At 62.2% G+C, this 23,718-nt stretch carries 27 protein-coding genes; 11 read left to right on the top strand and 16 right to left on the bottom strand.

Going from position 1 to position 23,718, the window contains the following annotated elements:
* Positions 1-41: 41 nt before the first annotated feature.
* The 3 genes from X744_RS156200 to X744_RS1000000173690 all read right to left on the bottom strand — a co-directional run bounded on the left by X744_RS156200 (position 42) and on the right by X744_RS1000000173690 (position 1,896).
* A complete protein-coding gene (locus X744_RS156200; protein ID WP_023759411.1) occupies positions 42-659 on the bottom strand; it encodes a PilZ domain-containing protein in 618 nt (205 codons plus the stop codon).
* A 182-nt stretch (positions 660-841) separates the two neighbouring features.
* A complete protein-coding gene (locus tag X744_RS156205; RefSeq protein ID WP_023759410.1) occupies positions 842-1,474 on the bottom strand; it encodes a PAS domain-containing protein in 633 nt (210 codons plus the stop codon).
* A 269-nt stretch (positions 1,475-1,743) separates the two neighbouring features.
* Positions 1,744-1,896 carry a hypothetical protein gene (locus X744_RS1000000173690; RefSeq protein ID WP_156938546.1) on the bottom strand — a complete coding sequence of 51 codons (153 nt, stop codon included), beginning with the start codon at positions 1,894-1,896 and terminating at the stop codon, positions 1,744-1,746.
* Between the two features lie 149 nt (positions 1,897-2,045).
* Here X744_RS1000000173690 and X744_RS156210 point away from each other — a divergent pair, with 149 nt between their 5' ends.
* On the top strand, positions 2,046-3,089 hold the full coding sequence (locus X744_RS156210; protein ID WP_023759409.1) for a substrate-binding domain-containing protein: 1,044 nt from the start codon (positions 2,046-2,048) through the stop codon (positions 3,087-3,089).
* 62 nt (positions 3,090-3,151) lie between these two features.
* Here the strand turns inward: X744_RS156210 and X744_RS156215 are convergent, their stop codons facing one another.
* From X744_RS156215 to X744_RS156230, 4 genes are all read right to left on the bottom strand, one after another.
* Positions 3,152-4,168, bottom strand: coding sequence for an ABC transporter permease (locus X744_RS156215; RefSeq protein ID WP_023759408.1), 1,017 nt, complete (start codon positions 4,166-4,168; stop codon positions 3,152-3,154).
* Positions 4,165-5,694 (bottom strand): sugar ABC transporter ATP-binding protein, encoded by a 1,530-nt coding sequence (locus X744_RS156220; protein ID WP_023759407.1) that lies wholly within the window; start codon positions 5,692-5,694, stop codon positions 4,165-4,167. The genes X744_RS156215 and X744_RS156220 overlap by 4 nt, the downstream gene beginning before the upstream one ends.
* A gap of 71 nt (positions 5,695-5,765) precedes the next feature.
* The gene (locus X744_RS156225; RefSeq protein WP_023759406.1) at positions 5,766-7,022 is read right to left on the bottom strand and encodes a hypothetical protein; all 1,257 of its coding nucleotides are present in this window, start codon (positions 7,020-7,022) and stop codon (positions 5,766-5,768) included.
* A gap of 155 nt (positions 7,023-7,177) precedes the next feature.
* Entirely contained in the window at positions 7,178-8,215 is a 1,038-nt protein-coding gene (locus X744_RS156230) for a substrate-binding domain-containing protein (protein WP_023759405.1), read from the bottom strand.
* A 228-nt stretch (positions 8,216-8,443) separates the two neighbouring features.
* Between X744_RS156230 and X744_RS156235 the strand changes: the two genes are divergently transcribed.
* Positions 8,444-9,202: a rhomboid family intramembrane serine protease gene (locus tag X744_RS156235; RefSeq protein WP_023759404.1), complete on the top strand. Its 759-nt coding sequence runs from the start codon at positions 8,444-8,446 to the stop codon at positions 9,200-9,202.
* A gap of 88 nt (positions 9,203-9,290) precedes the next feature.
* Positions 9,291-9,722: a CBS domain-containing protein gene (locus tag X744_RS156240; RefSeq protein WP_023759403.1), complete on the top strand. Its 432-nt coding sequence runs from the start codon at positions 9,291-9,293 to the stop codon at positions 9,720-9,722.
* A 47-nt stretch (positions 9,723-9,769) separates the two neighbouring features.
* Here X744_RS156240 and X744_RS156245 read toward each other — a convergent pair whose 3' ends face one another.
* On the bottom strand, positions 9,770-10,027 hold the full coding sequence (locus tag X744_RS156245) for a YjhX family toxin (RefSeq protein WP_023759402.1): 258 nt from the start codon (positions 10,025-10,027) through the stop codon (positions 9,770-9,772).
* A gap of 279 nt (positions 10,028-10,306) precedes the next feature.
* On the opposite strand from X744_RS156245, the gene gatB reads away from it, so the two are divergent.
* From gatB to X744_RS156260, 4 genes are all read left to right on the top strand, one after another.
* A complete protein-coding gene (gene gatB / locus X744_RS156250) occupies positions 10,307-11,806 on the top strand; it encodes an Asp-tRNA(Asn)/Glu-tRNA(Gln) amidotransferase subunit GatB (RefSeq protein WP_023759401.1) in 1,500 nt (499 codons plus the stop codon).
* A gap of 4 nt (positions 11,807-11,810) precedes the next feature.
* Positions 11,811-12,299, top strand: a complete 489-nt coding sequence (locus X744_RS156255; RefSeq protein WP_023759400.1) for a GNAT family N-acetyltransferase — start codon at positions 11,811-11,813, stop codon at positions 12,297-12,299.
* 231 nt (positions 12,300-12,530) lie between these two features.
* On the top strand, positions 12,531-13,115 hold the full coding sequence (locus X744_RS16985) for an AIM24 family protein (protein ID WP_023759399.1): 585 nt from the start codon (positions 12,531-12,533) through the stop codon (positions 13,113-13,115).
* 78 nt (positions 13,116-13,193) lie between these two features.
* Positions 13,194-13,538: a hypothetical protein gene (locus tag X744_RS156260; RefSeq protein WP_023759398.1), complete on the top strand. Its 345-nt coding sequence runs from the start codon at positions 13,194-13,196 to the stop codon at positions 13,536-13,538.
* A gap of 48 nt (positions 13,539-13,586) precedes the next feature.
* Here the strand turns inward: X744_RS156260 and panC are convergent, their stop codons facing one another.
* Positions 13,587-14,438, bottom strand: coding sequence for a pantoate--beta-alanine ligase (panC, locus tag X744_RS156265; protein WP_023759397.1), 852 nt, complete (start codon positions 14,436-14,438; stop codon positions 13,587-13,589).
* A complete protein-coding gene (panB, locus tag X744_RS156270; RefSeq protein WP_023759396.1) occupies positions 14,435-15,277 on the bottom strand; it encodes a 3-methyl-2-oxobutanoate hydroxymethyltransferase in 843 nt (280 codons plus the stop codon). Before panB ends, panC begins: the two co-directional genes overlap by 4 nt.
* A gap of 227 nt (positions 15,278-15,504) precedes the next feature.
* On the opposite strand from panB, the gene X744_RS156275 reads away from it, so the two are divergent.
* From X744_RS156275 to X744_RS156285, 3 genes are all read left to right on the top strand, one after another.
* A complete protein-coding gene (locus tag X744_RS156275) occupies positions 15,505-15,903 on the top strand; it encodes an NADH:ubiquinone oxidoreductase subunit NDUFA12 (RefSeq protein ID WP_023759395.1) in 399 nt (132 codons plus the stop codon).
* A 123-nt stretch (positions 15,904-16,026) separates the two neighbouring features.
* The gene (locus X744_RS156280; protein ID WP_023759394.1) at positions 16,027-16,650 is read left to right on the top strand and encodes a DUF2155 domain-containing protein; all 624 of its coding nucleotides are present in this window, start codon (positions 16,027-16,029) and stop codon (positions 16,648-16,650) included.
* 75 nt (positions 16,651-16,725) lie between these two features.
* Entirely contained in the window at positions 16,726-17,118 is a 393-nt protein-coding gene (locus tag X744_RS156285) for a hypothetical protein (RefSeq protein ID WP_023759393.1), read from the top strand.
* Here the strand turns inward: X744_RS156285 and aat are convergent.
* From aat to X744_RS156315, 6 genes are all read right to left on the bottom strand, one after another.
* Complete coding sequence (gene aat, locus X744_RS156290) at positions 17,109-17,726, bottom strand: leucyl/phenylalanyl-tRNA--protein transferase (protein WP_023759392.1); 618 nt, start codon at positions 17,724-17,726, stop codon at positions 17,109-17,111. The two genes, X744_RS156285 and aat, sit on opposite strands and share 10 nt — an antisense overlap.
* Positions 17,727-17,738: 12 nt before the next feature.
* Positions 17,739-19,082, bottom strand: coding sequence for an acetyl-CoA carboxylase biotin carboxylase subunit (accC, locus tag X744_RS156295; protein ID WP_023759391.1), 1,344 nt, complete (start codon positions 19,080-19,082; stop codon positions 17,739-17,741).
* Between the two features lie 9 nt (positions 19,083-19,091).
* Entirely contained in the window at positions 19,092-19,553 is a 462-nt protein-coding gene (gene accB / locus X744_RS156300) for an acetyl-CoA carboxylase biotin carboxyl carrier protein (protein ID WP_023759390.1), read from the bottom strand.
* A gap of 26 nt (positions 19,554-19,579) precedes the next feature.
* On the bottom strand, positions 19,580-20,014 hold the full coding sequence (gene aroQ, locus X744_RS156305; protein WP_023759389.1) for a type II 3-dehydroquinate dehydratase: 435 nt from the start codon (positions 20,012-20,014) through the stop codon (positions 19,580-19,582).
* 151 nt (positions 20,015-20,165) lie between these two features.
* Positions 20,166-20,969, bottom strand: coding sequence for a DsbA family protein (locus tag X744_RS156310; RefSeq protein ID WP_023759388.1), 804 nt, complete (start codon positions 20,967-20,969; stop codon positions 20,166-20,168).
* A 60-nt stretch (positions 20,970-21,029) separates the two neighbouring features.
* The gene (locus X744_RS156315) at positions 21,030-22,424 is read right to left on the bottom strand and encodes a M48 family metalloprotease (RefSeq protein ID WP_023759387.1); all 1,395 of its coding nucleotides are present in this window, start codon (positions 22,422-22,424) and stop codon (positions 21,030-21,032) included.
* A gap of 143 nt (positions 22,425-22,567) precedes the next feature.
* On the opposite strand from X744_RS156315, the gene X744_RS156320 reads away from it, so the two are divergent.
* Positions 22,568-23,716, top strand: coding sequence for an aminotransferase class I/II-fold pyridoxal phosphate-dependent enzyme (locus X744_RS156320; protein WP_023759386.1), 1,149 nt, complete (start codon positions 22,568-22,570; stop codon positions 23,714-23,716).
* Positions 23,717-23,718 lie beyond the last annotated feature (2 nt).

Genomic DNA, 23,718 nt, shown 5'->3' with positions numbered 1-23,718 from the left:
CGGCCGCAAAGGGCCGGCTTCATGAAGCGTTGCTGGCCTTGTCAGGCGCGCGGCGCGTTGAATTCGGAATCGAGCGTTTCGGGACGCTGGATGACGGCGAATTCGATGGCGACGCCATCCTCGAAATGGCGGACGACCTGCCCGCGCATGGTGCCCAGCATGACCTGGATGCCGATTGCCGGCTTGACGTCGATCTCGACCGCAGCGCCGGAAAGCGACAGGTCGATGATACGGCACTGGTACTGGCGGCCATCGGTGAGCTGCAGAACGCTGGTCGGATTGCGCGGCGCGACGCGCTCGTGGCGACGGTCTTCCGGCAGGTCGAGTTCATGCTTGTTGGCAAGCCAGGTCAATTGCGCGGCAAGCTTGTCCTTCTTGCGATCCGACGCGATGACGGTCATTGCGAAACCGTCCTGCAAGGTGCGCGTGACGACACCTTCGATGCGGCCGATATGATCGATGTAGGCGATGACTTTTTCGCCGGGCATGCCGATGCGGTCGGTGCGAAATGCTACATTGCCCGGCGACATGTCGACGACCTGGCAGGGGTGCTCGGTGCGGTCTTCCAGCATGAAGCGCCCGTAAATCTTGACGCGGACGCGCTGGAAGTTACGCCTTTCAGCTTGGGACGGCGCATAGTCGATCGCCGCTGACCTCATGACTGCCTTCACCCTGTTTGCGTCCCACGCGTCGATGCGAGAACTTCATCAAAGAAGTACAACAAAGCAGGTTAACAAAGGGGAAAAGCGGGCGCTTTTAGGCTCTTCCCTTTGTATGTATGTCGTTGTTCCAAGACCGCTGCGCACTTTTGGGCGACGTTACCGAGACGCGAAACTGCGGATTATTCCTCGCGCCCGCCATCGAAGACGACAAGATGACGGATGCGGCGCGCCCGGCCGAGCGCCGAGATCGTCTCGGGTGCCCCGAGATCGTCGGGAACGAGCGAGGGAACATCGATCGCCGGACGGTTGTTCAGGAGCTCCTTCTCCGGGTCGATGACGCGGATCGAATCGATCAACGCGTCGGTGATCGGGTCGGCGCCCAGCCAGAAGGGCTTCTCCACGGCACTGACGACGCCCAGGCAGCGCGGATTTTCGACGCCGCCGTCAAGCGGCAAAGCGAGCAGCTCGAACTTGTTGGAGCGCCCATTGCGGCTGAAGCCCTCATAGGTGATGAGCACGACCGACTTCTGCTCGAAGACGCCATGGATCAGCCGCGAGACGAGCCGCTGATCCTTCTCGCGCCACAGCGATGGAAAGGAAAACCCCTTGAGTTCGCGGCCATAGCAGGCGCAAAGCCTGGTGCCGGCCAGCCGGAACACGGCTTGCCCGCGCGTGTCCCGTTCCAGGATAAAGGTGTCGGCCAGCAGCGACTTGATATCGGCCGGCTCGACCTCCGAACGCTTCGGGGCAGGGCGTCCGTCACGCAGGCGATTCCAATAGTGGAACAGCGTGATCGATCCATTCTGGTTCATATTATGCTGCTCCGCGCAATCTGTCGTCTGATGTCCCATCGGTGAACAGAAGGGCGCCCTCCGATGACCTACATGCGTTGCGGAGCAGGAAGCGTGCCAGCGTCGTTAACACTTGTTCACGGGTCGGGGCCGTTAAGGTTAACAAGTGGTTTACGTTGCGTCGAAGCAAGCCCCGTGGCACACAAAAACCACTCCAGAAGCGGTCGTTTCGCGACGATCGGCAGCACTTCAGTCAGAGTTTTAGGGGAGCAGGGGGCTCGACCAGCCGTTCAAGGGAAACCTTGAACGGCTTCTTTTTTGATTCGCGCCCAGCGATTCGCGGTTAATAGCGGGCTGGGATTTCCGCTCGCCGCGATACCGCCAACAATCCCGATGATCGACAACGCGGCATCGCCCAAGCCTGCGACAAGCAACGGCAACATTTGCCAATCACGCGCTTCGAAAGAGAAAAATCTGCGTTCCGAACGGCTCGATTGCCGCTGTACTCTTGCGCATTCGCTCCTTGAGGCGCGACGGCGGCGATCCCGCGGTCGGAGACGCGCCTTGTCGGCGTTATTTTCTGGGGACCTTCATGAAGACTTCCGTTCTTGGACTGATCACCGCCAGCCTGCTCGCCTGTGCCATTCCGGCCGGGGCGGCACAGGCCGCCGGGTTGGCCGGAGCGCCGGCGCCCTTCGACAAGGGCGGCGTGAAGGTGGCACTCGTCACCTTCATCTCCGCCGGCGATTTCTTTCAGGCCTACCAGGCCGGTGCGACGAAACAGGCGAAAGCGCTCGACATCGATCTCACGGTCTTTTCCGGCCGGCAGGATGCGGCGGCACAACGTGACCAGATCGAACAGGCGATCAATCTCGGCGTCCAGGCGATCATCATCGACCATGGCCAGCCGGAAGCTTTAAAGGATGTCGCGCAGAAGGCCCTCGACGCCGGCATCAAGGTTGTGGCTTTCGACGTCGATCTCGGCAATCCGAAAATCCCGCAAGTCGAACAATCCGATCACGAGTTGGCCAAGGCGTCCCTCGGCCAGGCCCTCAAGGACAACGGCACCTCATTCCAGGCGGGTTATGTCTACGTCGCCGGTTTCGCGCCGCTCGACCGTCGCAATGAAATCTGGGAGGAGACCAAGAAGGCCAATCCCGGGATCGTCGAGAAAGCCCGCTGGGGAACGGTCAATGATACGACCGCGGTGTCGACCGCCGACCAGACCAAGGCGGCGTTCCAGGCCAATACCGACATCAGCGTCGTCTTTGCCCCCTATGACGAGTTCGCGCGCGGCGTGAAACTCGCCACCGATGAGCTCGGCATCTCGAACAAGGTGAAGATCTATTCGGCCGATGTGTCGACCGCCGATATCACCGAGATCACCGCGGAAGGCAGTCCATGGGTCGCCACCGCGGCCACCAACCCGGCCGTCGTAGGCGCCGTTTCGGTGCGGGCGGCGGCAAAGCTGATCGCGGGAGAGGATCCCGGCCACAACATCGTCGTCAAGCCGGTCCTGCTGACACAGGAGGAGCTGCGCAAGAACGGCATCAAGACGATCGAGGATCTCGATGCCAAGTTGCCCGCTTTTGGTCAGAGCGACGCAGCGACCGCAAGCTGGATCCCCACCAACTGACCTTTTCTCCCCTCCCTCGTTTCGCCGCGAAGGAGGGGAGATAACGCCTGTGCCGGCGTGAACTATCGTTTCTTTCCCAGGCCGAACGTCAGCGCCAGAGCGCCAACCAGCACGACGCCCTTGACGAAATCTTGCGTGTAATAGGGCGCGTTCAGCATGGTGAGGCCGTTCAGGAGGACGCCGACGAAGATTGCGCCGGCCACAGTGCCGATCACATGCGGGCGACGCTTGTCGAACACGGCATATCCGATCAGCGAGGCCGCCACCGCATCGAGCAGGAGCGAGTTGCCGGCTGAGACATCGCCGCGGCCGACACGCGAAGCGACGATCAGACCTCCCAGCGAAGCAAGAGTGCCGGACAGGATATAGGCCCAGAGCCGGTATGCCTTGGTCGGCGCGCCGGATAGATGCGCGGCCGTTTCGTTGCCGCCGATCGCATAGAAGACGCGGCCCCAGCGCGTACGCTCCATCAGAAACCAGGCGAGGACGGCGACGACCGCCATGACCACGACAGACAAGGGGATCGTGTCGAAGAGCCGCGACCGGCCGAGGATCAGGAAGGCTGGATCGTAAGCGCCAGTGACCGATGAGCCGTCGGGAAGCACCATCCCGGCGGTGATCGAGCGGCCGCCTGTCGGGATCAGCTGCAGGCCGGCGAGCAGGAACATGGTCGCCAGCGTGGCGAGAAGATCGGGGACGCCGACACGCACGATCAGCAGCCCGTTCAAGAGGCCTATGAAGGCGCCCATCAGCAGGACCAGCACCATGGTCTCAGCCGCGTCCAGCTGCCAGACGACCATGGCGTAGCTCGCCGCCATCACTGACGAGGCGGCGATACTGCCTACCGAGAGATCGAAGCCGTCGGCCGACATTGTGATAGAAACCCCGACGCCGAGGATCGCCACGACAGAAACCGCCTGCAGGATCGAGAACAGGTTGGCCGAGCGGATGAAGGCGGGCTGGGCATACCAGAAGCCGATCACCATCAGTGCCAGCAGCACGAAGAGCGCGTAGCGGCGCGTCTCCCGGAAGAACGATGTGCGCGGGGCGGCTGGTTGCTCGGTCGTCAGGTTCGTCATCGATGATCTCCGGCCTTTTCGCTCTCGACCTTGCCGATCTGGTCTGTCAGCGAGCCATGGCCGTCACCGGCCTCGTGAAGTGAATGATCGCGCATGACGAGGATGCGGTCGGCAACCTCCAGCGCCTCTTCGGTGTCGCTTGTCGCGATCAGCGTGGCGGAATCGCTCTGGCTGTTGCGGATCGCGGCGATCAGGTCGGCACGCGCGCCGACGTCGACGCCCTGGAAAGGCTCGTCGAGCAACAGCAGCCGGCAAGGTGCCGCTTGCCAGCGGGCGAGCACGACCTTCTGCTGGTTGCCGCCGGAAAGCTCATCGAGTGTGTCGTCGGGTCCGCGCGCCTTGATGCCGAGCCGGGCGATCGCCTCGGAGGCGACCCTGCGCTCGCGCGCGGCCCGCAGCAGACCGCTGGGAAACCAGCGCCGCAGATGCGGCAGGGCGATCGTGCCGGCAATCGAGGCGCCCGGAATCTCGGCTGGCAAAAGCGACGATGCCCAGCGATCTTCGGCGACCATGAAAACGCCGTTTTCGATCGATCGCCCCGGTCCGTTCGAAAGCCACGGTTTTCCATCGAGCACGAAGCTGCCCTGCGCCAGCGTTTCCAGGCCGAAAAGCGCGCGCAGCAGCCGGCTTTTGCCCGAGCCGAGCGTGCCGGTCAGCGCGACGACCTCGCCGGAGCGCAGGTCGAGATCGAAAGGCCGTGCACCGGGAATCAGCCGCGCGCCCTTGATGGAGGCGACGATCGGGGCCGTCGACGTCTTGCCGTCATGGGTGGCGGCTTCCAATGTTCGGCCGATCATGGCCGCAACGGCGGCAGGGAAATCGATCGGCTTGGCAAAAGCGCCGACGATGCGACCGCCGCGCATGATGACGGCGCGATCGGCGATGGCGGCAAGGTCGCCAAGCCTGTGCGAGATGTAGAGGATTGCCATGCCGCCGGTCCGCAGCCGCCGGATGATGGCGAAGAGCCGGTCCGCTTCCTTGGCCGAAAGGCTGGATGTCGGCTCATCGAGAATGAGGACCGAGGCCTTGGCCGCTACGGCGCGGGCGATGGCGACCAATTGCCGTTCCGCCGGCCGCAGATCGACGAAGTCGCGGTCGAGCGGCAGGTCGAGATCGATCAGCGCCGCGATGGCGCGCGCACGCCTGCGGATAGACGTGGCCGAGACGAAGAAGCGCCCGCCGGGCTGGCAAAGTTCATCGAGCAGAAGATTCTCGGCGACCGTCAATCCAGCGGCGCCGGCCTGGTCCGTCGCCTGATGGACGGTCGCGATGCCGGCAGCCTTGGCGGCGCTGGGCGAGGCGAAGGCGACGAACCTGCCGCCAAGCGTGATCGTTCCCGCGTCGGGCACATGTGAGCCCGAAAGGATTTTCACCAGCGTCGACTTGCCGGCGCCATTGGCGCCCATCAGCGCCACCACCTCCCCGGCCGCGACGGCAAGATCGGCTCCGGCGAGCGCGCGCGTCGGCCCAAAAGATTTCTCGATCCCGGCGACAGCGACGGCAATGGGGGCGGCGGTGAGGGACAAGTGGTTCAGCCGGTTATGGATTGGGTGAGAACTGAGAAAGGCAGGCAAGCCAACGGGCACGGTCGCGTCTGTCAACCGCCATATTCCATGATTGCCAGCCCGGCATTGTAATCGGGCGAATAGATGATGCCATTGGCGTCGACGAACACGTCGGTCGACTGGATCACTCGTGGCCGGTTCGGACGCTTGTCGACCATGCGGCTGGGCGCTGGCGGTACCAGCGCTCCTGTCTCCTTCGGCCGATAGGGGTCGGAGATGTCGAAAACGCGCACCCCTGCATTCTGGTAGGTTGCAAAGATCAGCGTGTCGGACACGAAGCTGCCCGGCCGGTTCTCATGCAGATTGTGCGGGCCGAAATGTCCGCCCTTGGCGGTGTAGTCGGTTTCATCCGGGGTCGGCAGCGTCGAGATCGAAATAGGGTTCGCCGGATCGCGCATGTCGAAGATCCAGGTATGCTTGCGCCCGTCCTCCTCATGGTCGAGCACGGCCTCGTCGGCGACGACGAGCAGACCGCGCTTGACCAGCGGCAGCGCCGAATGCGTGCCGCCTCCATAGGGCGGCGACCAGTTTTTGTGGGTGATCAGCTTCGGCAGGGCAGGGTCCGCGACATCGAGCACGGTCAGCCCGCCGTCGCGCCAGCAGGCATAGGCGGTGTCGCCTTCGACGACCGCATGATGCAACGCGTAGCGTCGGCCGTCGGGCCAGCCCGGTGTCTCGCCGCCGGCGAGATGCATGCCGGGTATCCACCAGCGACCGGCCTCGACGGGCCGTGTCGGGTCTTGAAGGTCGACAGTGAGCAGAATGTAGTCGCTGTAGCCGTCGAGAAGCGCCGACACATAGGCGTAGCGCCCACCGACATACCAGATGCGATGAATACCGATGCCATCGACCGGGAAGAAGCCAATCTGGCGAGGCTGCTTTGGCTTCGAGATATCGTAGATGGCCATGCCGGCCGACCAGGCCCGCGCCGAGCCCGAACCGGACGCGGTGCCGATCGTCTCGCCGATCGACTTGGTGTAGTAGACCTTCTCATCGAACGCGAAAGCAGCATCGGCGAACAGATCGCGCGCATGGACGACCAGCAATAGGTCTTCATGCGTCTGTAGATGGATCGTCCAGGTATTCGGTGGCGCCGGCACGAACACGGTCCCGCCCGGATTCTTGGGATCGCGCACATCGATGATGGAAAAACCCTGCGACCAGGGATGCGCGACATAGGCGAAGCCCCGATGCACCATCACCTGCAATCCGTCCGGTCGCCCACCCTGATCGGAATGGCCGATCAGGCGCATGTTGCTGAAATAGTCGGGGGCAGGGACAGAACTCATGATCGTCTTTCGCAAGGTCGGGCCGGTGCCTCCTGCCTGCCGGAGCGGGTGGAGGCACAGATGCGGTCGTCGTCGGGCATTCCAGTGTGATCATCCCCGGTCAGGCCGGGGATGATTGTTCCGATTGCTGATTGTCTGAAGGAAGATGCCGGATTTCAATTGGACGCAGGTATCCAGGGTGCTTTTGCCGCGTCGCTGTCCTTGAAGGCCGGGAACTTCGCCTGCAGGTCCTCGATCGTCTTGATGTTGTTGTCGACGAGATCCTTCCTGGTGACGAGCGTCGGCTGGATCAGCACGGAATGGCCGGGATTCTGTCCGGCGATCAGCTGGGCAAGCGCACGCACCGAAGCCTCGCCGACCACGGCCGGATTGGTTGCGGCCGTCGCCACCCAAGGGCTGTTCGGTTCGAGAATGGCCTGGATGTCCGAGGTCGAGATGTCGACGCCATAGATCTTCACCTTATCGGCGACGCCAAGCTCGTCGATGGCGAGCTTCACGCCACGAGCGAATTCGTCCCATGGAGCGAAGACAACCGAAAGCGTCGGGTTGGCGGTGAGCACAGCCTTGGTCTGGTCCGCGACCGAAGCGGCGACGGTGTCGTTGACCACGCCCCAGGTGGCGACTTCCTTGATGCCTAGGTACTTTTTGCCGAAATCCTTCCAGACCGCATAGCGGCGATCGAGCGGCGCGAAGCCGGCGACATAGAGGACGCCGCCATCGAATTTCTGGCCCTGGTCCTTGACCGCCTGGTCGAGCACGAGGCGCGCCATATCGGCGTCGGACTGTTCGACCTGCGGGATCTTTGGATTGTCGAGATTGGTGTCGTAGGCCACCACCGGAATGCCGGCGTCAAGCGCCGCCTGTGCGACGTCCTTGATGGCTTCGGGCTGGCCGTTGTTGATGATGATGCCTTGCACGCCGAGGTTGATCGCCTGCTGGATCAACTGCCGCTCGGTGTTGATGTCGTTGCGCGCCTGCGAGATGTTGGCCTCGATGCCAAGCGCGTCGGCCTGGCGCTTCACGCCGGCCTCGAATGCCTGGAGCCAGTCGCCGGAGCCGAGGAAGCTGACGACGGCAATCTTGACGCCGCCCTTGTCGAAGGGAGCTGGTGCGCCGGATATGCCCTGCGCCGAAGCGGCGGTGACGAGACTGGCGATGCCAGCGACGGCCAGGGAAAGAAGATGCTTGATCATGTGGGGACCCCTTTGGAATTGGCGGCATTCTAGGGAGGGGGATCATCGCTTCCGAGAACGCTCGTTGCGAGTTTTTCGCATCCCGGAGCATTTCCGCTTCGCTTCCTTTCGGTCTTTTAGCAAATGAAGGCGACCTGGTGCGGGGCATTCGCTGTCCGGGAAACAGAATTGTTCCAACGCGAGCATCCTTGCTCTAAAGGACGCGCAGGAATCCTGGATCAGATGCGCATGAGCGAACCGGCAGACCCTTCGGAAACACAACAGGTGGACGACGCGCCGCCACGGCGGCGTGAGCCGGTGTTCAACCTGCCCCCGGTGGTGCTGGCGGTGATCGGCATTTGCGTCGCCGTCTATCTGCTGCAGCAATATGTGCTGAACGAAGCACAGCAGATGTTATTGCTGTACGACGGGGCTTTCATCCCGGTTCTCTACACCGGACAATATGGCTTCGACTGGTTCCTGTTTTCCCGGCCGTTCACCTATGCCTTCATGCATGGCGGCTTTGCCCATATTGCCATCAACATGGTCTGGCTTGCAGCCTTTGGCTCGCCATTGGCAAATCGTTTGGGCACGCTCTGGTTCGCGCTGTTCTTTGCCGTAACCGGGCTGGCTTCGGTCGCGCTTTTCTGGGCGATGCATCCTTATGGAGAAGCGCCGCTGGTCGGTGCCTCGGGAGCCATATCAGGCATGATGGGAGCTGCGGCGCGGTTCGGTTTCCGTACCGATCGCTCGGCCGGCAAGGCTGCCTTCGCCGGCCCGGTGCTGCCGATCGCATTGGTATTGCGCTTGCGCGGCGTCGTGATCTTCCTCGCCGTGTGGATGATCATCAATCTTGCCACCGGTCTTCTTGGCTTTGCCCCGGGTGTAGAGGGCCAGATCGCGTGGGAAGCCCATATTGGCGGCTTCGTTGCCGGCTTCTTCGGCCTGCGCTGGTTCGACAGGCGGTGGCAGGCGCCGGAATGGGAGAACACCGACCACCGCACTTGAAATGCAACCGATCACGGCGCACGATATTCACTCTTATGTGAAAGCCGGTCAGGCTGGAACCGGCGGGCAAAAAGCAGAGGAGGAAGCCATGACGGTGAAGGCAATTCTCGAGAAAAAAGGCCATGATGTGTTGACGCTCGGGCCGAACGAAAAGCTGAGCGAAGCCATTCGCATCCTGTCCGAACACAGGATCGGCGCGCTGGTCATCACCAATGGTGACCACAAGATCGTCGGCATTCTTTCCGAGCGCGACATTGTGCGGGTTCTGGCCAAGGAAGGCGGTGCCGCGCTCGATATAGCCGTGCGTTCGGCGATGACGCCCAAGGTGAAGATCTGCAACGAGAACCACACCGTCAACGAGGTGATGGAAATCATGACCCGAGGCCGTTTCCGCCATCTGCCGGTGGAAAAGGACGGCATGCTCGATGGCATCGTGTCTATCGGCGACGTGGTCAAGCGCCGCATCGAGGATGTCGAGCGCGAGGCCGAAGAGATCAGGGCCTATATCGCCACCGCCTGAGCGGTGGAGGGAACCGCCGGCCGGAGCACCGACCGGCGGAGCCGTGTCTACCTGTTGTCGAGTTCGGAACGGACGAGTTCCAGCCCACGCCGGGTGATGCGGTAGGGTCCACCGCCCGACGAAGAAACGGCCTTCTTCCGCTTCAGCTTTCGAAACATGTCGAGATCGACGCCCGGATAATGCCAGCCGTCACGGGTCAGGCATTTGACGGAGGCGATCCGCTTTTTCTCGTTCTTTTCGATTTCAATGCGTCCGCCCTGCGCGAGCAGGTGCAGGATGCGCTGTTCAATGCGCGAAATATCCATGGGAGAGTTTCCGGGAAAACAGAAAATGCCGCCGCCGCGAAACTTCACGGCACGGGGTTTCAGGTTTTCTGCCCTGCCTCGCTAGGAGGTCAGGGCCTTACCGGGACTGAGCGTAAGTGGACATCCACTCTCCATTGGGATGGGCGTCCTATAGGCGAAAGCGGCTGAAAAGGCCAGTCCGTGGCTTTGCGCTTGTCTCGTTGAACGGTTTGCACTAGCGAAGTTGCACACCAAAATATGCGTAAACGCATAATCCGTAGTTCCAATACGCAGGCCACAATGTCCCTCATCGACACCCGCACGCCCGACGCCAAGCGCCTTGTTTCTGGTGCCACCGGCGACTGGGAGATCATCATCGGTCTCGAGGTCCACGCGCAGGTCACCTCGGAAGCAAAGCTGTTTTCCGGCGCCTCGACCGCCTTTGGAGCGGCACCCAACGCCAATGTCAGCCTGGTCGACGCGGCGATGCCGGGCATGTTGCCCGTCATCAACGAGGAATGCGTCAAGCAGGCGATCCGCACTGGCCTTGGGCTGAAGGCGCAGATCAACCACAAGTCGGTCTTCGACCGGAAAAACTACTTTTATCCCGACCTGCCGCAGGGTTACCAAATCTCGCAGTTCAAGCAGCCGATCGTCGGCGAGGGCACGGTGATCGTCTCGGTCGGTCCCGACCGCCAGGGCGAATTCGAGGACATCGAGGTCGGCATCGAGCGGCTGCATCTGGAGCAGGATGCGGGCAAGTCGATGCACGACCAGCATCCGACCATGTCCTATGTCGACCTCAACCGGTCGGGCGTGGCGCTAATGGAGATCGTCTCGAAGCCGGATATGCGCTCGGCCGACGAAGCCAAGGCCTATGTCACCAAGCTGCGCACCATCGTGCGCTATCTCGGCACCTGCGACGGCAACATGGACGAAGGCTCGATGCGTGCCGACGTCAACGTCTCGGTACGCAAGCCGGGCGGTGAGTTCGGCACGCGCTGCGAGGTCAAGAACGTCAATTCGATCCGCTTCATCGGCCAGGCCATCGACTACGAGGCACGCCGGCAGATTGCCATCCTCGAGGATGGCGGCAAGATCGACCAGGAAACGCGGCTGTTCGATGCCGTCAAGGGCGAGACGCGTTCGATGCGCTCGAAGGAAGAGGCGCACGATTACCGCTATTTCCCCGATCCGGATCTTCTGCCGCTGGAATTCGACCAGGCGTATGTCGATGCGCTGGCGAGGGAGTTGCCGGAACTGCCGGACGACAAGAAGGCGCGGCTGATCTCGTCGCTCGGCCTTTCGACCTATGACGCCTCGATCCTGGTTTCGGAAAAGCCGATCGCCGATTATTTCGAGAAGGTCGCCGCCGGCCGCGACGGCAAGCTCGCCGCCAACTGGGTCATCAACGATCTGCTCGGACAATTGAACAAGGCAGGAAAAGGCATTGAAAACGCTCCGATTTCGCCTGATCAGCTGGGCGCGGTCATCGATCTCATCAAGGATGGGACCATCTCCGGCAAAATCGCCAAGGACCTCTTCGAGATCGTCTGGACCGAGGGCGGCGATCCGCGCCAGCTGGTCGAGAGCCGTGGCATGAAGCAGGTTACCGACACCGGCGCCATCGAGAGGGCCGTGGACGAGGTCATCGCTGCCAACCCCGACAAGGTCGAACAGGCGCGCGCCAAGCCGAGCATGGCGGGCTGGTTCGTTGGCCAGGTGATGAAGGCGACCGGTGGCAAGGCCAACCCACAAGCGGTCAACGATCTCGTCAAGGTCAAGCTGGGCATCGAGTAGGGCTGTGTTCGTCCGCACCGCCGGGGAGCGCGACCTTGCCGCTGTGCGGACGCTGCTGGTCGAGACTTGGCATGCGACCTATGACGCCCTTTATGGCGCTGCCAAAGTGACCGAGATCACCGATGAATGGCACTCGATTGCCTCGCTTCGTTCGCGGCTGACACGGCCGAATTCGGAGTTCCTGGTGGCCGATGACGGCAAGCGCATCGGCGGCATGGCTTTCGCCGCCGCCACCGCGGATGCGAAGGTCATCCTGTTGAACCAGCTTTACGTCCATCCGGACTGCCAAAGGCGCGGCATCGGGCAATCGCTGCTCGACGAGATCGAGGACAGTTTCCCGGAAGCGCAAGTGCTGCGCGTCGAGGTCGAGGAGGCCAATAGCGGCGCCATCGCCTTCTACCGATCGAAAGGGTTTCTGCCCGTCGGCGCCGCGACGGAATCCCGCGACAGCTCAAGGCCGACGATGCTGAGTTTTGAGAAGCCGCTCGGCTAGATCGGCGTGTCCGGTCGCCAATTGTCTCGCGTTTTTGATTTGACCTGCCCCCGCAGCCGTATCAACGCTGCTTGGGCCAGCGTCCGCATCCAACGGCGCGACGGCGAGGGGGACTTTCATGCCGAGCTTGCCGGAACTGATGCCGACACAGGTGTCGGACGAGACCTTTGGTGGCGTCACCTATCATATAGCCGGCGAACTGGTGCGGTGCTCTCGGTCGACGTGACACGGATGCCAGTCTATTTCGAGCACCACATCCTTTTGTGGAAGAATTCCACAATCACCATCGGCCTTAAATCGCTGAAGGGTGCGCTGAAGCGCATGATGGCCGGAATGCAGATATTCGTCACCGAGGCGTCAGGGGCGGGCATTATCGCCTTCAGCCGCGATGGGCCGGGCCACATCGTACCGATCCATCTCCAGCGTGGTGACGAGATACAGGTGCGCGAGCACCAGTTTCTCGCCGCGACCGGCAATGTCGACTACTCTTTCGAGCGTGTGCGTGGCCTGGCGACGATGCTGTTCGGACAGAGCGGCTTTTTCATCGACCGGTTTCGCGGTGATTCCGGGGACGGCATCGTCTGGCTGCACGGCTATGGCAATGTCTTCGAAAAGACGCTCGCCGCCGGCGAGACCATCGACATCGAGCCTGGTGGCTGGCTGTTCAAGGATGTTTCGGTCACGATGGAAACCAAGATCGATCGCCTGTCGAGTGGCTTCTTCGGTGCCAATATGAACTTTGTCGTCAACCGCTTCACCGGACCGGGCCGGGTCGGCATCCAGTCGATGTATCTGCATATGCCAAGCGAAGAGTAGTTCGAGCATGGCGGCAACGATCCGGCCCTGCGTCATCCCGGCGTTTGCTGTGCCGGCTTACGACGGATATGCAGTGACATGACCAAACTGTCCCGCATTGCCGCGCTGACGCTGCTCGCCATCATCGTTTTCGCAACTTTGTCGCCGATCCAGATGCGGCCGCACTTCGCTGAGGCAAATGTCGAGCGCGCCTTGGCTTACGCACTGTTGGGCTTCGCCCTGGGGCTCGGCTTCCCCAACCGACTTTATCACGTGGTGATCTTCGTGATTGTGACCGCCGGCATGTTGGAACTGCTTCAGATCGTCGACCCCGGTCGCCACGCGGAGCTTGCCGACGCAGTCGTGAAAGCCTGTGCTGGTATTGTCGGAATCCTCGTAGGGCAATTGTTCGCCAGAGGCAGCAGACGATTAGGAGAGCGGTAGGCGCGGGCAGAAAACCGCTGCGCCGAAGCAGCAAGACTTCGTATCGAGCTATGTAGAGGGGATCTCCACATTGTCGATCAGCCTGGTCTTGCCGAGCCAGGCGGCCGCGAGCAGGCGCCCTTCGCCGTTTCGATGCCATGGCGCGAGCGTCAGGCTTTCGCGTGCCTCGACATAGTCGACCTTCTGGAAACCGGCCGCGATCAGGGCACGGCTGGCCTCTTCGGTTGCGTGGCTCTGGCCGGCGCCTGCCGCCAAGGCCGCTGCAGTGTCGCGCAATATCACGTTGAACTGGCGGGCGATCCTCAGTTCGGTCTCGTCGAGATAGGCATTGCGTGACGACATGGCGAGACCATGCGCGTCGCGGATCGTCGGTGCGCCGATGATTTCGACGGGCAAGTCGAGGTCGCGGCAGAGCTGCCTGACGACGCAAAGCTGCTGGTAGTCCTTCTCGCCGAAGATCGCACAGTCGGGCGTTGCCTGCAGCAAGAGCTTTGCCACCACGGTGGCGACGCCGTCGAAAAAGGTCGGCCGAAAGTCCGCTTCGAGCCCGGCCGAGGGGCCGCCGACCGAGATTCTCGTGGCGAAGCCGGAGGGATACATCTCGCCAACCGTCGGCGTGAAGGCAAGGTCGGCTCTCGCCATTCCGAGCCGGTCGACGTCGCGGGCGAGCTGGCGCGGGTACTTGTCGAGGTCTTCGGTCGGCGCGAACTGTGTCGGGTTGACGAAGATCGACACGACGCAGCGCTCGGCTCTATCGAGCGCGATCTTGACCAGCGAGATGTGCCCGTCATGCAGTGCGCCCATGGTCGGCACCATGGCGACGCGAAGACCGTCGTGCCGCCAGTCGCGGATTTGCGCGCGAAGTGCGGCGACGCTGTCGACAACGAGTGGCCGGCTCATGTGTCGTCCCTGCTGTTTGTCGCCGAAAAGACATGTCCGGGGCCGGGGAATGCCCGGCTTCGCACCTCCGCCGCATAGACTTCAGCCGCATGCGAGATCACGCTGCGCAGATCGGCGTATTCCTTGACGAATTTCGGCACCCGGTCGACGGTGAGCCCGACCATGTCGTCGATGACCAGGATCTGGCCGTCGCAGTCGCCGCTGGCGCCAATGCCGATGGTGGGAATGGCGATGCGGCCGGTGATATCGGCGGCGACCGTCTCGACCGTGCCTTCGATGACGACAGAGAAGGCGCCGGCGCTTTCGACGGCAAGCGCATCGCGAAGCAAAGCCGCAACAGCCTCCTCGGTGCGGCCCTTGATCTTGTAGCCGCCGTCCTTTTCGACGGATTGTGGCTGCAGGCCGATATGTCCCATGACCGGAATGCCGGCGGCGACGATGGCCGCGATCTGCCCGAACATGTCGACGCCACCTTCGAGTTTCACCGCTTGGCAGCCGGTCTCGTCAATAACGCGTCGCGCCGAAGCGACGGCTTGCACCGTAGAATCCTCATAGCTGCCAGCCGGCAGGTCGACGACGACGCAGGCCTTGACCGAACCGCGCATGACCGCTTGCCCATGCGCGATCATCATCTCGAGCGAGGCTCCCAGCGTCGTCTTGTGCCCGTACAGCACCATGGCGACGCTGTCGCCAACCAGAAGCAGATCGACATGGTCGTCGAGCAGACGGGCGATGGGGTAGGTGTAGGCGGTCAGGCAGACGATCGGCGTGCCGCCCTTGCGGCGGCGAATCAGCTCGGCGCTGATGCGGATGTCGGTGGTCGGCAATTCCGTGGCCAATCTTCACCTCCTTTGGCCTGCTGCCGGCTTGGATACCCGCAAGGCGCGCGCAGAGCTTTAGAAAGACCGCAACGGCTTGGCAAGCGCGGATCCCGCGACGGAGGAGATCACCGGCTTGTGTCGCGTTTTGGCAAGCCAATTGGGCGTTCCCCGTGGCAAAAGCCTTGCCTTCGCCAAGGGCTGACGCCATAAGCAGGAAACGGCCTGCCGGCGCGAGGGTTCTAAAGATGAAGACTTTCCTGACGCAGTTTTTCACCTGGTGGAACAGCCAGACGCTGGGGACGCGCCTGCACACCTGGCGGCATGGCAAGAAGGTCGGCCAGGACGAAGCAGGCAATGTCTATTACGAAGGCGGTATCGATTCGGAAGGCCGCACGCGCCGCTGGGTCATCTATCGCAACTATTCGGAGGCCTCAGCCATACCGCCCGGCTGGCACGGCTGGATCCATCACCGCGTCGATGTCGCGCCGGCAAGCGAAGACTACAAGCCGCGCGACTGGCAGAAGCCTCATCAGCCCAACCTGACCGGCAGCCCGGCTGCCTATCGCCCGAAGGGCTCGGTGCTGACCAATCAGCATCGCCCGCAGGTTACTGGCGACTACGACGCCTGGACACCTGGATCGTAGCTATAGGGTGCAGGACGGTCCTTTATCGCCACAATTGGTGTTTAGCTGCTTGCTGATCAGAAAACGGCGACTAGCCTTGGCGATCGATAATGTCGCCCGGGCGCGAACCACCGGTACCATTGCATGAGCTTTTTCAACCTGACATCGATGGGCGGTATGATACTAGCCGCCGGTCTTGGCGTTGGCACGGTGGCGTTTGCTGCCTCGCCTGAACCCGCCGCACCGGCGCCGGCACCGCCCGCGGCATCGGAGCGGGTCACCAATCCCGTCGCCGAGTTCGCCGGCATCGACAAGATCACCGGCCGCATCATCACCTTCGATGTCTATATCGACGAGACAGTGCAATTCGGTGCCTTGCAGGTGACGCCACGCGTTTGCTATTCGCGGCCGCAGAACGAAGAGCCGAGGACAGATTCCTTCGTCGAGGTCGACGAGATCACGCTCGACCGCAAGATCCGCCGCATCTTCACCGGTTGGATGTTTGCCGAAAGCCCCGGCCTCAACGCCGTCGAGCATGCCGTCTACGACGTCTGGCTGAAGGAATGCAAACAGAAGTCGGATGTCCCGGCGCCCGACGGCGCCAAGGCTGACGCCACCAAAGCCGACGCTTCGAAGCCCGCCGCAGCCAAACCGAAACCTGCGGCAACCCCGGACGCGACCGAGCAGGACCTGACAACGCCAGATGTGACAGAACCGGATGTGACTGAGCCGGACGCTTCGGATCCCGATTCGACCGACGCCAACTGATCCTCCGGAACCGTCTCGGTCACCAAGCGTTGGGCCACGGAAGACTGCGCATCTATGCGTAAGGAGGATCTTCCGATGTCAGACAGCAAGCGCATCACGGCCAGCAAGGCAGAATTGCTTGAACTCGAAAAGGGGTTCTGGACGGGCGACGCGGCCTACTATGCCGCCAATGCCGACACCGAATGCCTCGTAGCATTTCCGCAGATGGCAAAGGCGATGGACAATGCCGATCTCGCCAAGACCGCAACCAAACCCAATCGCTGGCGCGATCTGAACATCGACCTCAAGGGAATTATCGAGCCGGGCAGCGACATCGTCATGCTGACTTACGAGGCGCACGCGACACGTGAGAACGGGGAGCCTTACGCGGCGCTGGTCAGCACTGGCTACGTCCATCGCGCCAATGGCTGGAAGATGATGTTCCATGCGCAGACGCCGATCGAAGTCGGGGCTAATCGTCAGGGGTAGAATACGGCCTCGCCCTTGAGCGCATCGGCCAGCATCTTCTCGTATTTGCCGCGCGGCACGTCGACCGCGCCGAAGCGCTTGAGGTGCTCGGTGGTGAACTGCGTATCAAGTAGCGCGAAGCCCCGCGCCTTCAGGCGCTCGACGAGATAATAAAGGCAGATCTTGGAAGCGTCGGTCTCCCTGGCGAACATGCTCTCGCCAAAGAACACCCGGCCGAGCGACACACCATAGAGGCCACCGACCAGCCGCTCGTCGCGCCACGCCTCGACCGAATGACAATGCCCTATCCGATGCAGTTCGACATAGGCTTCGCGGATCGGCGCATTGATCCAGGTCGACCGGCGCTCGGCGCGCTTCTCGGCGCAACCGTCGATCGTCGCTTCGAAGTCGAAATCGAAACGGATGTCGAAAGGGCTCTTCTTGATCGCTTTCCTAAGGCTTTTCGGTGTGTGGAAATGGTCGAGCGGTATGATGCCACGCGTCTCCGGCCGTACCCAGAACACTTCCGGGTCGCCGGCACTTTCGGCCATCGGGAACACGCCCGACGCATAGGCCTTGAGCAGAAGGTCGGTGGGAATGCGATAGCCGGGCGCGTAGGGACGGGTCATCGCGTCTCCGCGTTACTCTTCCTCGGCCAGATATTTTTCCAGCCAATGGATATCATACTCGCCATTGGCGATGTCGGCATTGCCGACGAGATCGCGAAACAGCGGCAACGTCGTCTTGATACCGTCGACGACGAATTCGTCCAACGCGCGGCGCAGGCGCATCATGCACTCGACGCGGTTGCGCCCATGCACGATCAGCTTGCCGATCAGGCTATCGTAATAGGGCGGGATCTTATAGCCCGAATAGACGCCGGAATCGACGCGTATGCCCAGGCCGCCCGGTGTGTGGAAGTGCGTGATCGTGCCGGGAGACGGCGTGAAGGTACGCGGGTCCTCGGCATTGATGCGGCATTCGATGGCATGGCCGTTGAACTTGATGTCCTCCTGCCTCACCGAGAGGCCGCCGCCGGACGCAACGCGGATCTGTTCATGCACGAGATCGATGCCGGTGATCGCTTCCGTCACCGGATGCTCGACCTGCAGGCGCGTGTTCATCTCTATGAAATAAAACTCGCCATCCTCATAAAGGAATTCGATCGTGCCGGCGCCGGAATAGCCGAGATCAGCGATGGCTTTGGCACAGATACCGCCAATACGAGCCCGTTCTTCGGCGTTGAGGGCCGGTGAGGGAGCCTCCTCCCAGACCTTCTGGTGGCGACGCTGCAGCGAGCAGTCGCGCTCGCCGAAATGCACGCCGCGGCCAAAGCCGTCGCCAAACACCTGCACCTCGATATGGCGTGGTTTTTCCAGGTACTTTTCGATGTAGACGGCATCGTCGCCGAAGGCCGCTCCAGCTTCGCTGCTCGCTGTCTGCAAGGCGATCTCAAGTTCAGCCTCGGTAAGGGCGACCTTCATTCCGCGCCCACCACCGCCTGCGGATGCCTTGATGATCACGGGATAGCCGATCTCGGCGGCAATGCGCCTGGCCTCCTTTTGATCGGTGACCGCGCCGTCCGAACCGGGCACCACCGGAATGCCGAGGCGTTTTGCAGTTCGCTTGGCCTCGATCTTGTCACCCATGATGCGAATGTGGTCGCCGGTCGGGCCGATGAATGTGATGTTGTGCGCAGCCAGGATGTCAGCGAACTTGGCGTTCTCCGACAGGAAGCCGTAGCCCGGATGCACTGCGTCGGCACCGGTGATTTCGCAAGCCGCGACGATCTGATGGATGTTGAGATAGCTGTCGCGCGATGGCGGCGGGCCAATGCAGACGCTCTCGTCGGCGAGCCGCACATGCATGGCGTCGGCATCGGCAGTCGAATGCACCACCACCGTCTGGATGCCGAGTTCCTTGCAGGCGCGCAGGACCCGAAGAGCGATTTCGCCGCGATTGGCGATGAGAATCTTCTGAAACATCAGTCCGCTCTACTCGATCACGACGAGCGGCATGCCGTATTCGACCGGCGTCGCATCCTCGAAAAGGATCGCCGTCACCGTGCCGGCGCGCGGCGAGGGGATCTGGTTCATCGTCTTCATCGCCTCGATGATCAGCAGCGTCTGGCCTTCCTTGACCTTCTGGCCGACTTCGATGAACGCCTTGGCGTCGGGCGACGGTGCCAGATAGGCGGTGCCGACCATGGGCGAGGTGACCGCGTTCTTCGACACGTCGGCCACCGCCGGGGCGGCGGCCATAGCGGCTGGCTGAGCTGTTGCCGGCGCATAGGCCGGCTGCGGTGCTGCGATCGCGTGAACGGCGGGCGCCTGGCGTGAGACGCGCACCTTCAGGTCGCCCAGCTCGACCTCGATCTCCGTGAGATTGGTGTCGTTCAGTATGCCCGCCAGATCGCGGATCAGCTGCTGGTCAACACCGTTCTTCTTTATCGACATTTTCGAGCCTTCTGTTTGTTGGCCGGTCATAGGCGTGCGGCCAGCGCCTGCAGCGCCAGCGTATAGCCGAGCGGCCCAAAGCCACAGATCATGCCGACGGCAACCGGCGCGACCATGGAGACGTGGCGGAATGGTTCCCGCGCATGGATGTTGGAAAGATGGACTTCTGCCACCGGCAACGGCGCGATAGCGCGGATGGCGTCGTGGATGGCGATCGAGGTATGGCTGTAAGCGCCAGGATTGATGACGATTCCGACAGCCTTGTCGCCGGCTTCCTGAATCCAGTCGACAAGGTCGCCCTCGTGATTCGACTGGCGGAAATCGATTTCGAGTCCAAGTGCCGTGCCGGCCTGTTTGCAGTCTTCGGCGATGGCGGCAAGCGTCTTGCCGCCATAGATGCCAGGCTCGCGTTTGCCGAGCGCGTTGAGATTGGGACCGTTCAGAACGAAAACCGTTTTCAAAAAAGCCGACCTTTTCCGGCGCTGACATCAAGTCGACGCGCTGGGCCTTCTATAATGGGCATACCCGCCCGCGGAAAGAGCGCAAGTGCGTTCTTTCACTGTCCACAACAGGCGGAAATGTGCCCGTGAGAAAAATAGGTTGGTAGCAAGATCAGAGGGCGGCTTTCGCCGCCTCGATCTTTTCGGCCAGCACTTCCTGCCCAAGCGCCCCGAATACCACCTCGTTGCCGACGACATAGGACGGCGTTCCGGTGATCGCCAGCTTGCTGGCAAGATCGTAGGTCTTGGAGAAGGCCTCGGTGATTCTTGGGTCCTTCATTTTCTCGCTCAGCGTTGCTTCGTCGGCACCGAGCGACAGCGCGACCTTGATGGCCGCCGCCTCGGTGGCACGTCCCTGGCCGCCTAGCAGCGCATTGTGGAACTCGCCGTATTTTTCCGGGTGCATCAGGTGAAAGGCCATCGAGACGACGCTCGCCTTCTGCGAATCCGGTCCGAGGATCGGGAATTCCTTGAGCACGAAGCGCAGGTCCGGATCGGACTTGGTCAGCGCCCTCATGTCTTCGATGGCGCGTCTGCAGAAGCCGCAATTGTAATCGTAGAACTCGACGATGGTGACCTTGCCGTTCGGATTGCCGACGACGCCATCGAAAGCGGAGTTGAATATCTGGTCCTTGGCGTTCTTGATCACGCCGAGATGAGCGATGCGCTGCTCTTCCTTCTGCTTGGCCTCGAGTGCGTCCTGGACCTCCAGAAGGACTTCCGGGTTCTTGAGCAGATAGTCGCGGATGATGCCTTCCACCTCGCTGCGGTCGATCTTGGTGTCGGCCGCTACCGTCTCGACGGGCTGCGTCGTACCGGCCTTGGCAATCTGCGGGCTTCCGGCCACGAATCCGAAAGCCAGCATGGCCAACGCGACCGCAACCCCCGTGGTGCCCAGCAGCAGTGCCTTTTTCATCGTTCCGTTCCTTCTACCTGTTTCCCGGCCTGGCTGTGTCGCAGCTCGTGGCCGGAAGGTTCACTTGATCTTGGTTGATGGCTTGTAGTTTATGATATCCTGGGCGCGAAGCCAGCGCGGCTCGCCGCGCTTCATCTCTTGCTGCGCCCGCATGGCGAAAATCTTCGCATCCTTGTAGTTGCCGGAATAGAAGTGACCTTCGGCGGTGGCGAGTTCGGCGCCCGGAATATCACCCAGCTCGCCATAGGCTTGCGCCAGATAACGATAGCCGGCCGAATTTTCCTTGTCGCGCTCGAGGCCATTGTTGATCTGCACCACGGCTTTTTTCAGCGAGTCGGGCGTGCCGACGGCCATCAGCGCCTGGCCAAGGGAGACAGGCAGCAATCCGGACCGCGCCGGATCGAGGCTGACTGCCTTCGCATAGGCCTCGGCCGCATCCTTGGGCTTGTTCGCCTTCATCAGGATATCGCCGCGCAGTTCCTGGAAATAGGCGTTCTTCGGCTGCGCCTTGATCAATGCATTGGTCTTGGCGAGGGCAGCGGCAATGTTGCCGAACAGGTAGGTCGACTGAGCGTCGCCATACTGTGCGGCCAGTGTTCCCTGCATCTTTCGCATCAGCCGCGACGCAGCCGCCTGGCCATCCATGTAGACGGCGATCTTCACCCGCATCATGTCATGACGCTGCTGCAGGGCGGGAGGGTCCAGCCTATCGACATTGGGGCTCTGTTTCACCAGCACGTCCAGATTGGAGATGCGGTCCTGCGGCATCGGATGGCTGATCCGGTAGGGATCGACCTGCGCTCCCGAAAGCGACAGCGCCGTCTGGAAGCGGCGGAAGGTCTTCAGCATGCCCATGCCGGACTGGCCGGTGGCGTTGAGATAAGTGATCGCCGAGCGATCGGCCGTCATCTCCTCGGTGCGCTGATAGGCGAGGATGCTGCGCTGTGCCATCTCGCCGCCACCGGCCGCCACGCCCATGCCGGCGCCGGCAAGGCCGCGGCTGTTGGTGGTCGCACCGGCGACCATGGCGCCGGCGCCAAGCAACGTCGCGATGATGGCCATCGTCTTGGCGCGTTCGAGCTGGTCGCGCAGTTTCTGCTGGTGACCGCCGGCGATATGGCCGGCTTCGTGGGCAATGACGCCGATGATCTCGTTGGGCGTCTCGGCCGTCATCAGCGCACCGGTGTTGATGAACAGCCGGCGCCCGGTGACGAAGGCGTTGAAGCTCTGGTCGTTGACCAGCACGATGTCGATGCCGTCATTTGCCAGACCCGCCGCCCTGAAGATCGGCCGCGCGTAGTCGCGCACCAGCGCTTCGATCTCGGCGTCGCGTACGACCGGCACGTTCTGGGCGAAGGCGCTGACCGAACTTGCCGCTGCGACCGCAACGCCAAGCGAAAGCGTCGCGAAGACGCGCGCTGTCCGGGCAATCGTCGATCTGGGTCGGCTCAACATGATGGCTCCACTGGTAGACGAGCGGGCGAAAGATGAAAAGTCGGCGCCGGAAACTTCCTCAACTTGTGATCCTCACATCAATCGGGCATTTGTGCGGCGTATGCGTCAGGGGCTTGGCGCGCTTGGTCGGGAACAGGGATAAAATGGTCGTTTCGCTCTCACGCCGTGGCAATGTCGAGCCCTTCCATGCCATGGACATTCTGGCCGAGGCAAACCGGCTGAAGGCAGCAGGCGTGCCGGTTGTTTCGATGGCCGTCGGCCAGCCTTCCGATCCCGCACCGGTTCTGGTTCGCGCGGCCGCGGCCAAGGCCTTGCAGGACGGACGCATCGGCTACACCGACGCGCTGGGACTGGCAGGTTTGCGCAAGGCGATTGCCGAACACTATGCCGATCACTACGGGCTCGATATCGAGCCCGGCCGGATCGCCGTGACCACGGGATCGTCGGCCGCTTTCAACCTCGCTTTCCTGGCGATGTTCGATCCAGGCGATCGCGTCGCCATCGCGGCTCCCGGCTATCCTGCCTATCGCAACATCATGGCAGCACTCGGCATCGAGGTGATCGAGATCGAACTCGGCGACGCCGCCTACCTGCATGCCGACCACCTGGAAACGGCGCATCATGAAAAGCCGCTGAAAGGCGTGCTCTTCGCCAGTCCGGCCAATCCGACCGGCGCGGTCATACCGGCCGATGACCTGGCGGCGCTGGTACGGACCGCCGAGGAACTTGGCATCGCCGTGATCTCGGACGAGATCTACCACCGGCTGGCCTACGCCGCCCCCGACACCACGGCGCTCGCCTATGGGGATAGCGTGACGGTGATCAATTCCTTCTCCAAATACTACTGCATGACCGGCTGGCGCATCGGTTGGATGGTGCTGCCCGAAGATCTGGTGCGACCGGTCGAGCGTGTCGCCCAGAGCCTCTACATCTCGCCGCCGGAACTTTCGCAGATAGCAGCGATCGAAGCGTTCAAGGCGATCGAGGAGCTGGAAGCGGTGAAAGCCCGCTACGCCTGGAATCGCGAGCTGTTGATGAAACGCCTGCCGGAGCTCGGCTTTCCGCTGGCGGCACCCATGGACGGCGCCTTCTATGCCTTTTGCGATGTCACCCGGCATACCAATGACAGCATGGCCTTCGCGCGAAAGATGCTGGCTGAGGCGCATGTCGCGGCAACCCCCGGCCGCGACTTCGATACCCAGGCGGGACATCGAACCATGCGCTTTTCCTATGCCGGCAGCCACGACGACATGGTCGAAGCGATGGCGCGCATTGAACGCTGGTTGAGGTAGCG

The organism is Mesorhizobium sp. LNHC252B00, from assembly GCF_000502955.1.
Lineage (GTDB): Bacteria > Pseudomonadota > Alphaproteobacteria > Rhizobiales > Rhizobiaceae > Mesorhizobium.
Note: the sequence above shows the minus strand (reverse complement) of the source record. Positions and strands in the feature narration are given on the sequence as shown.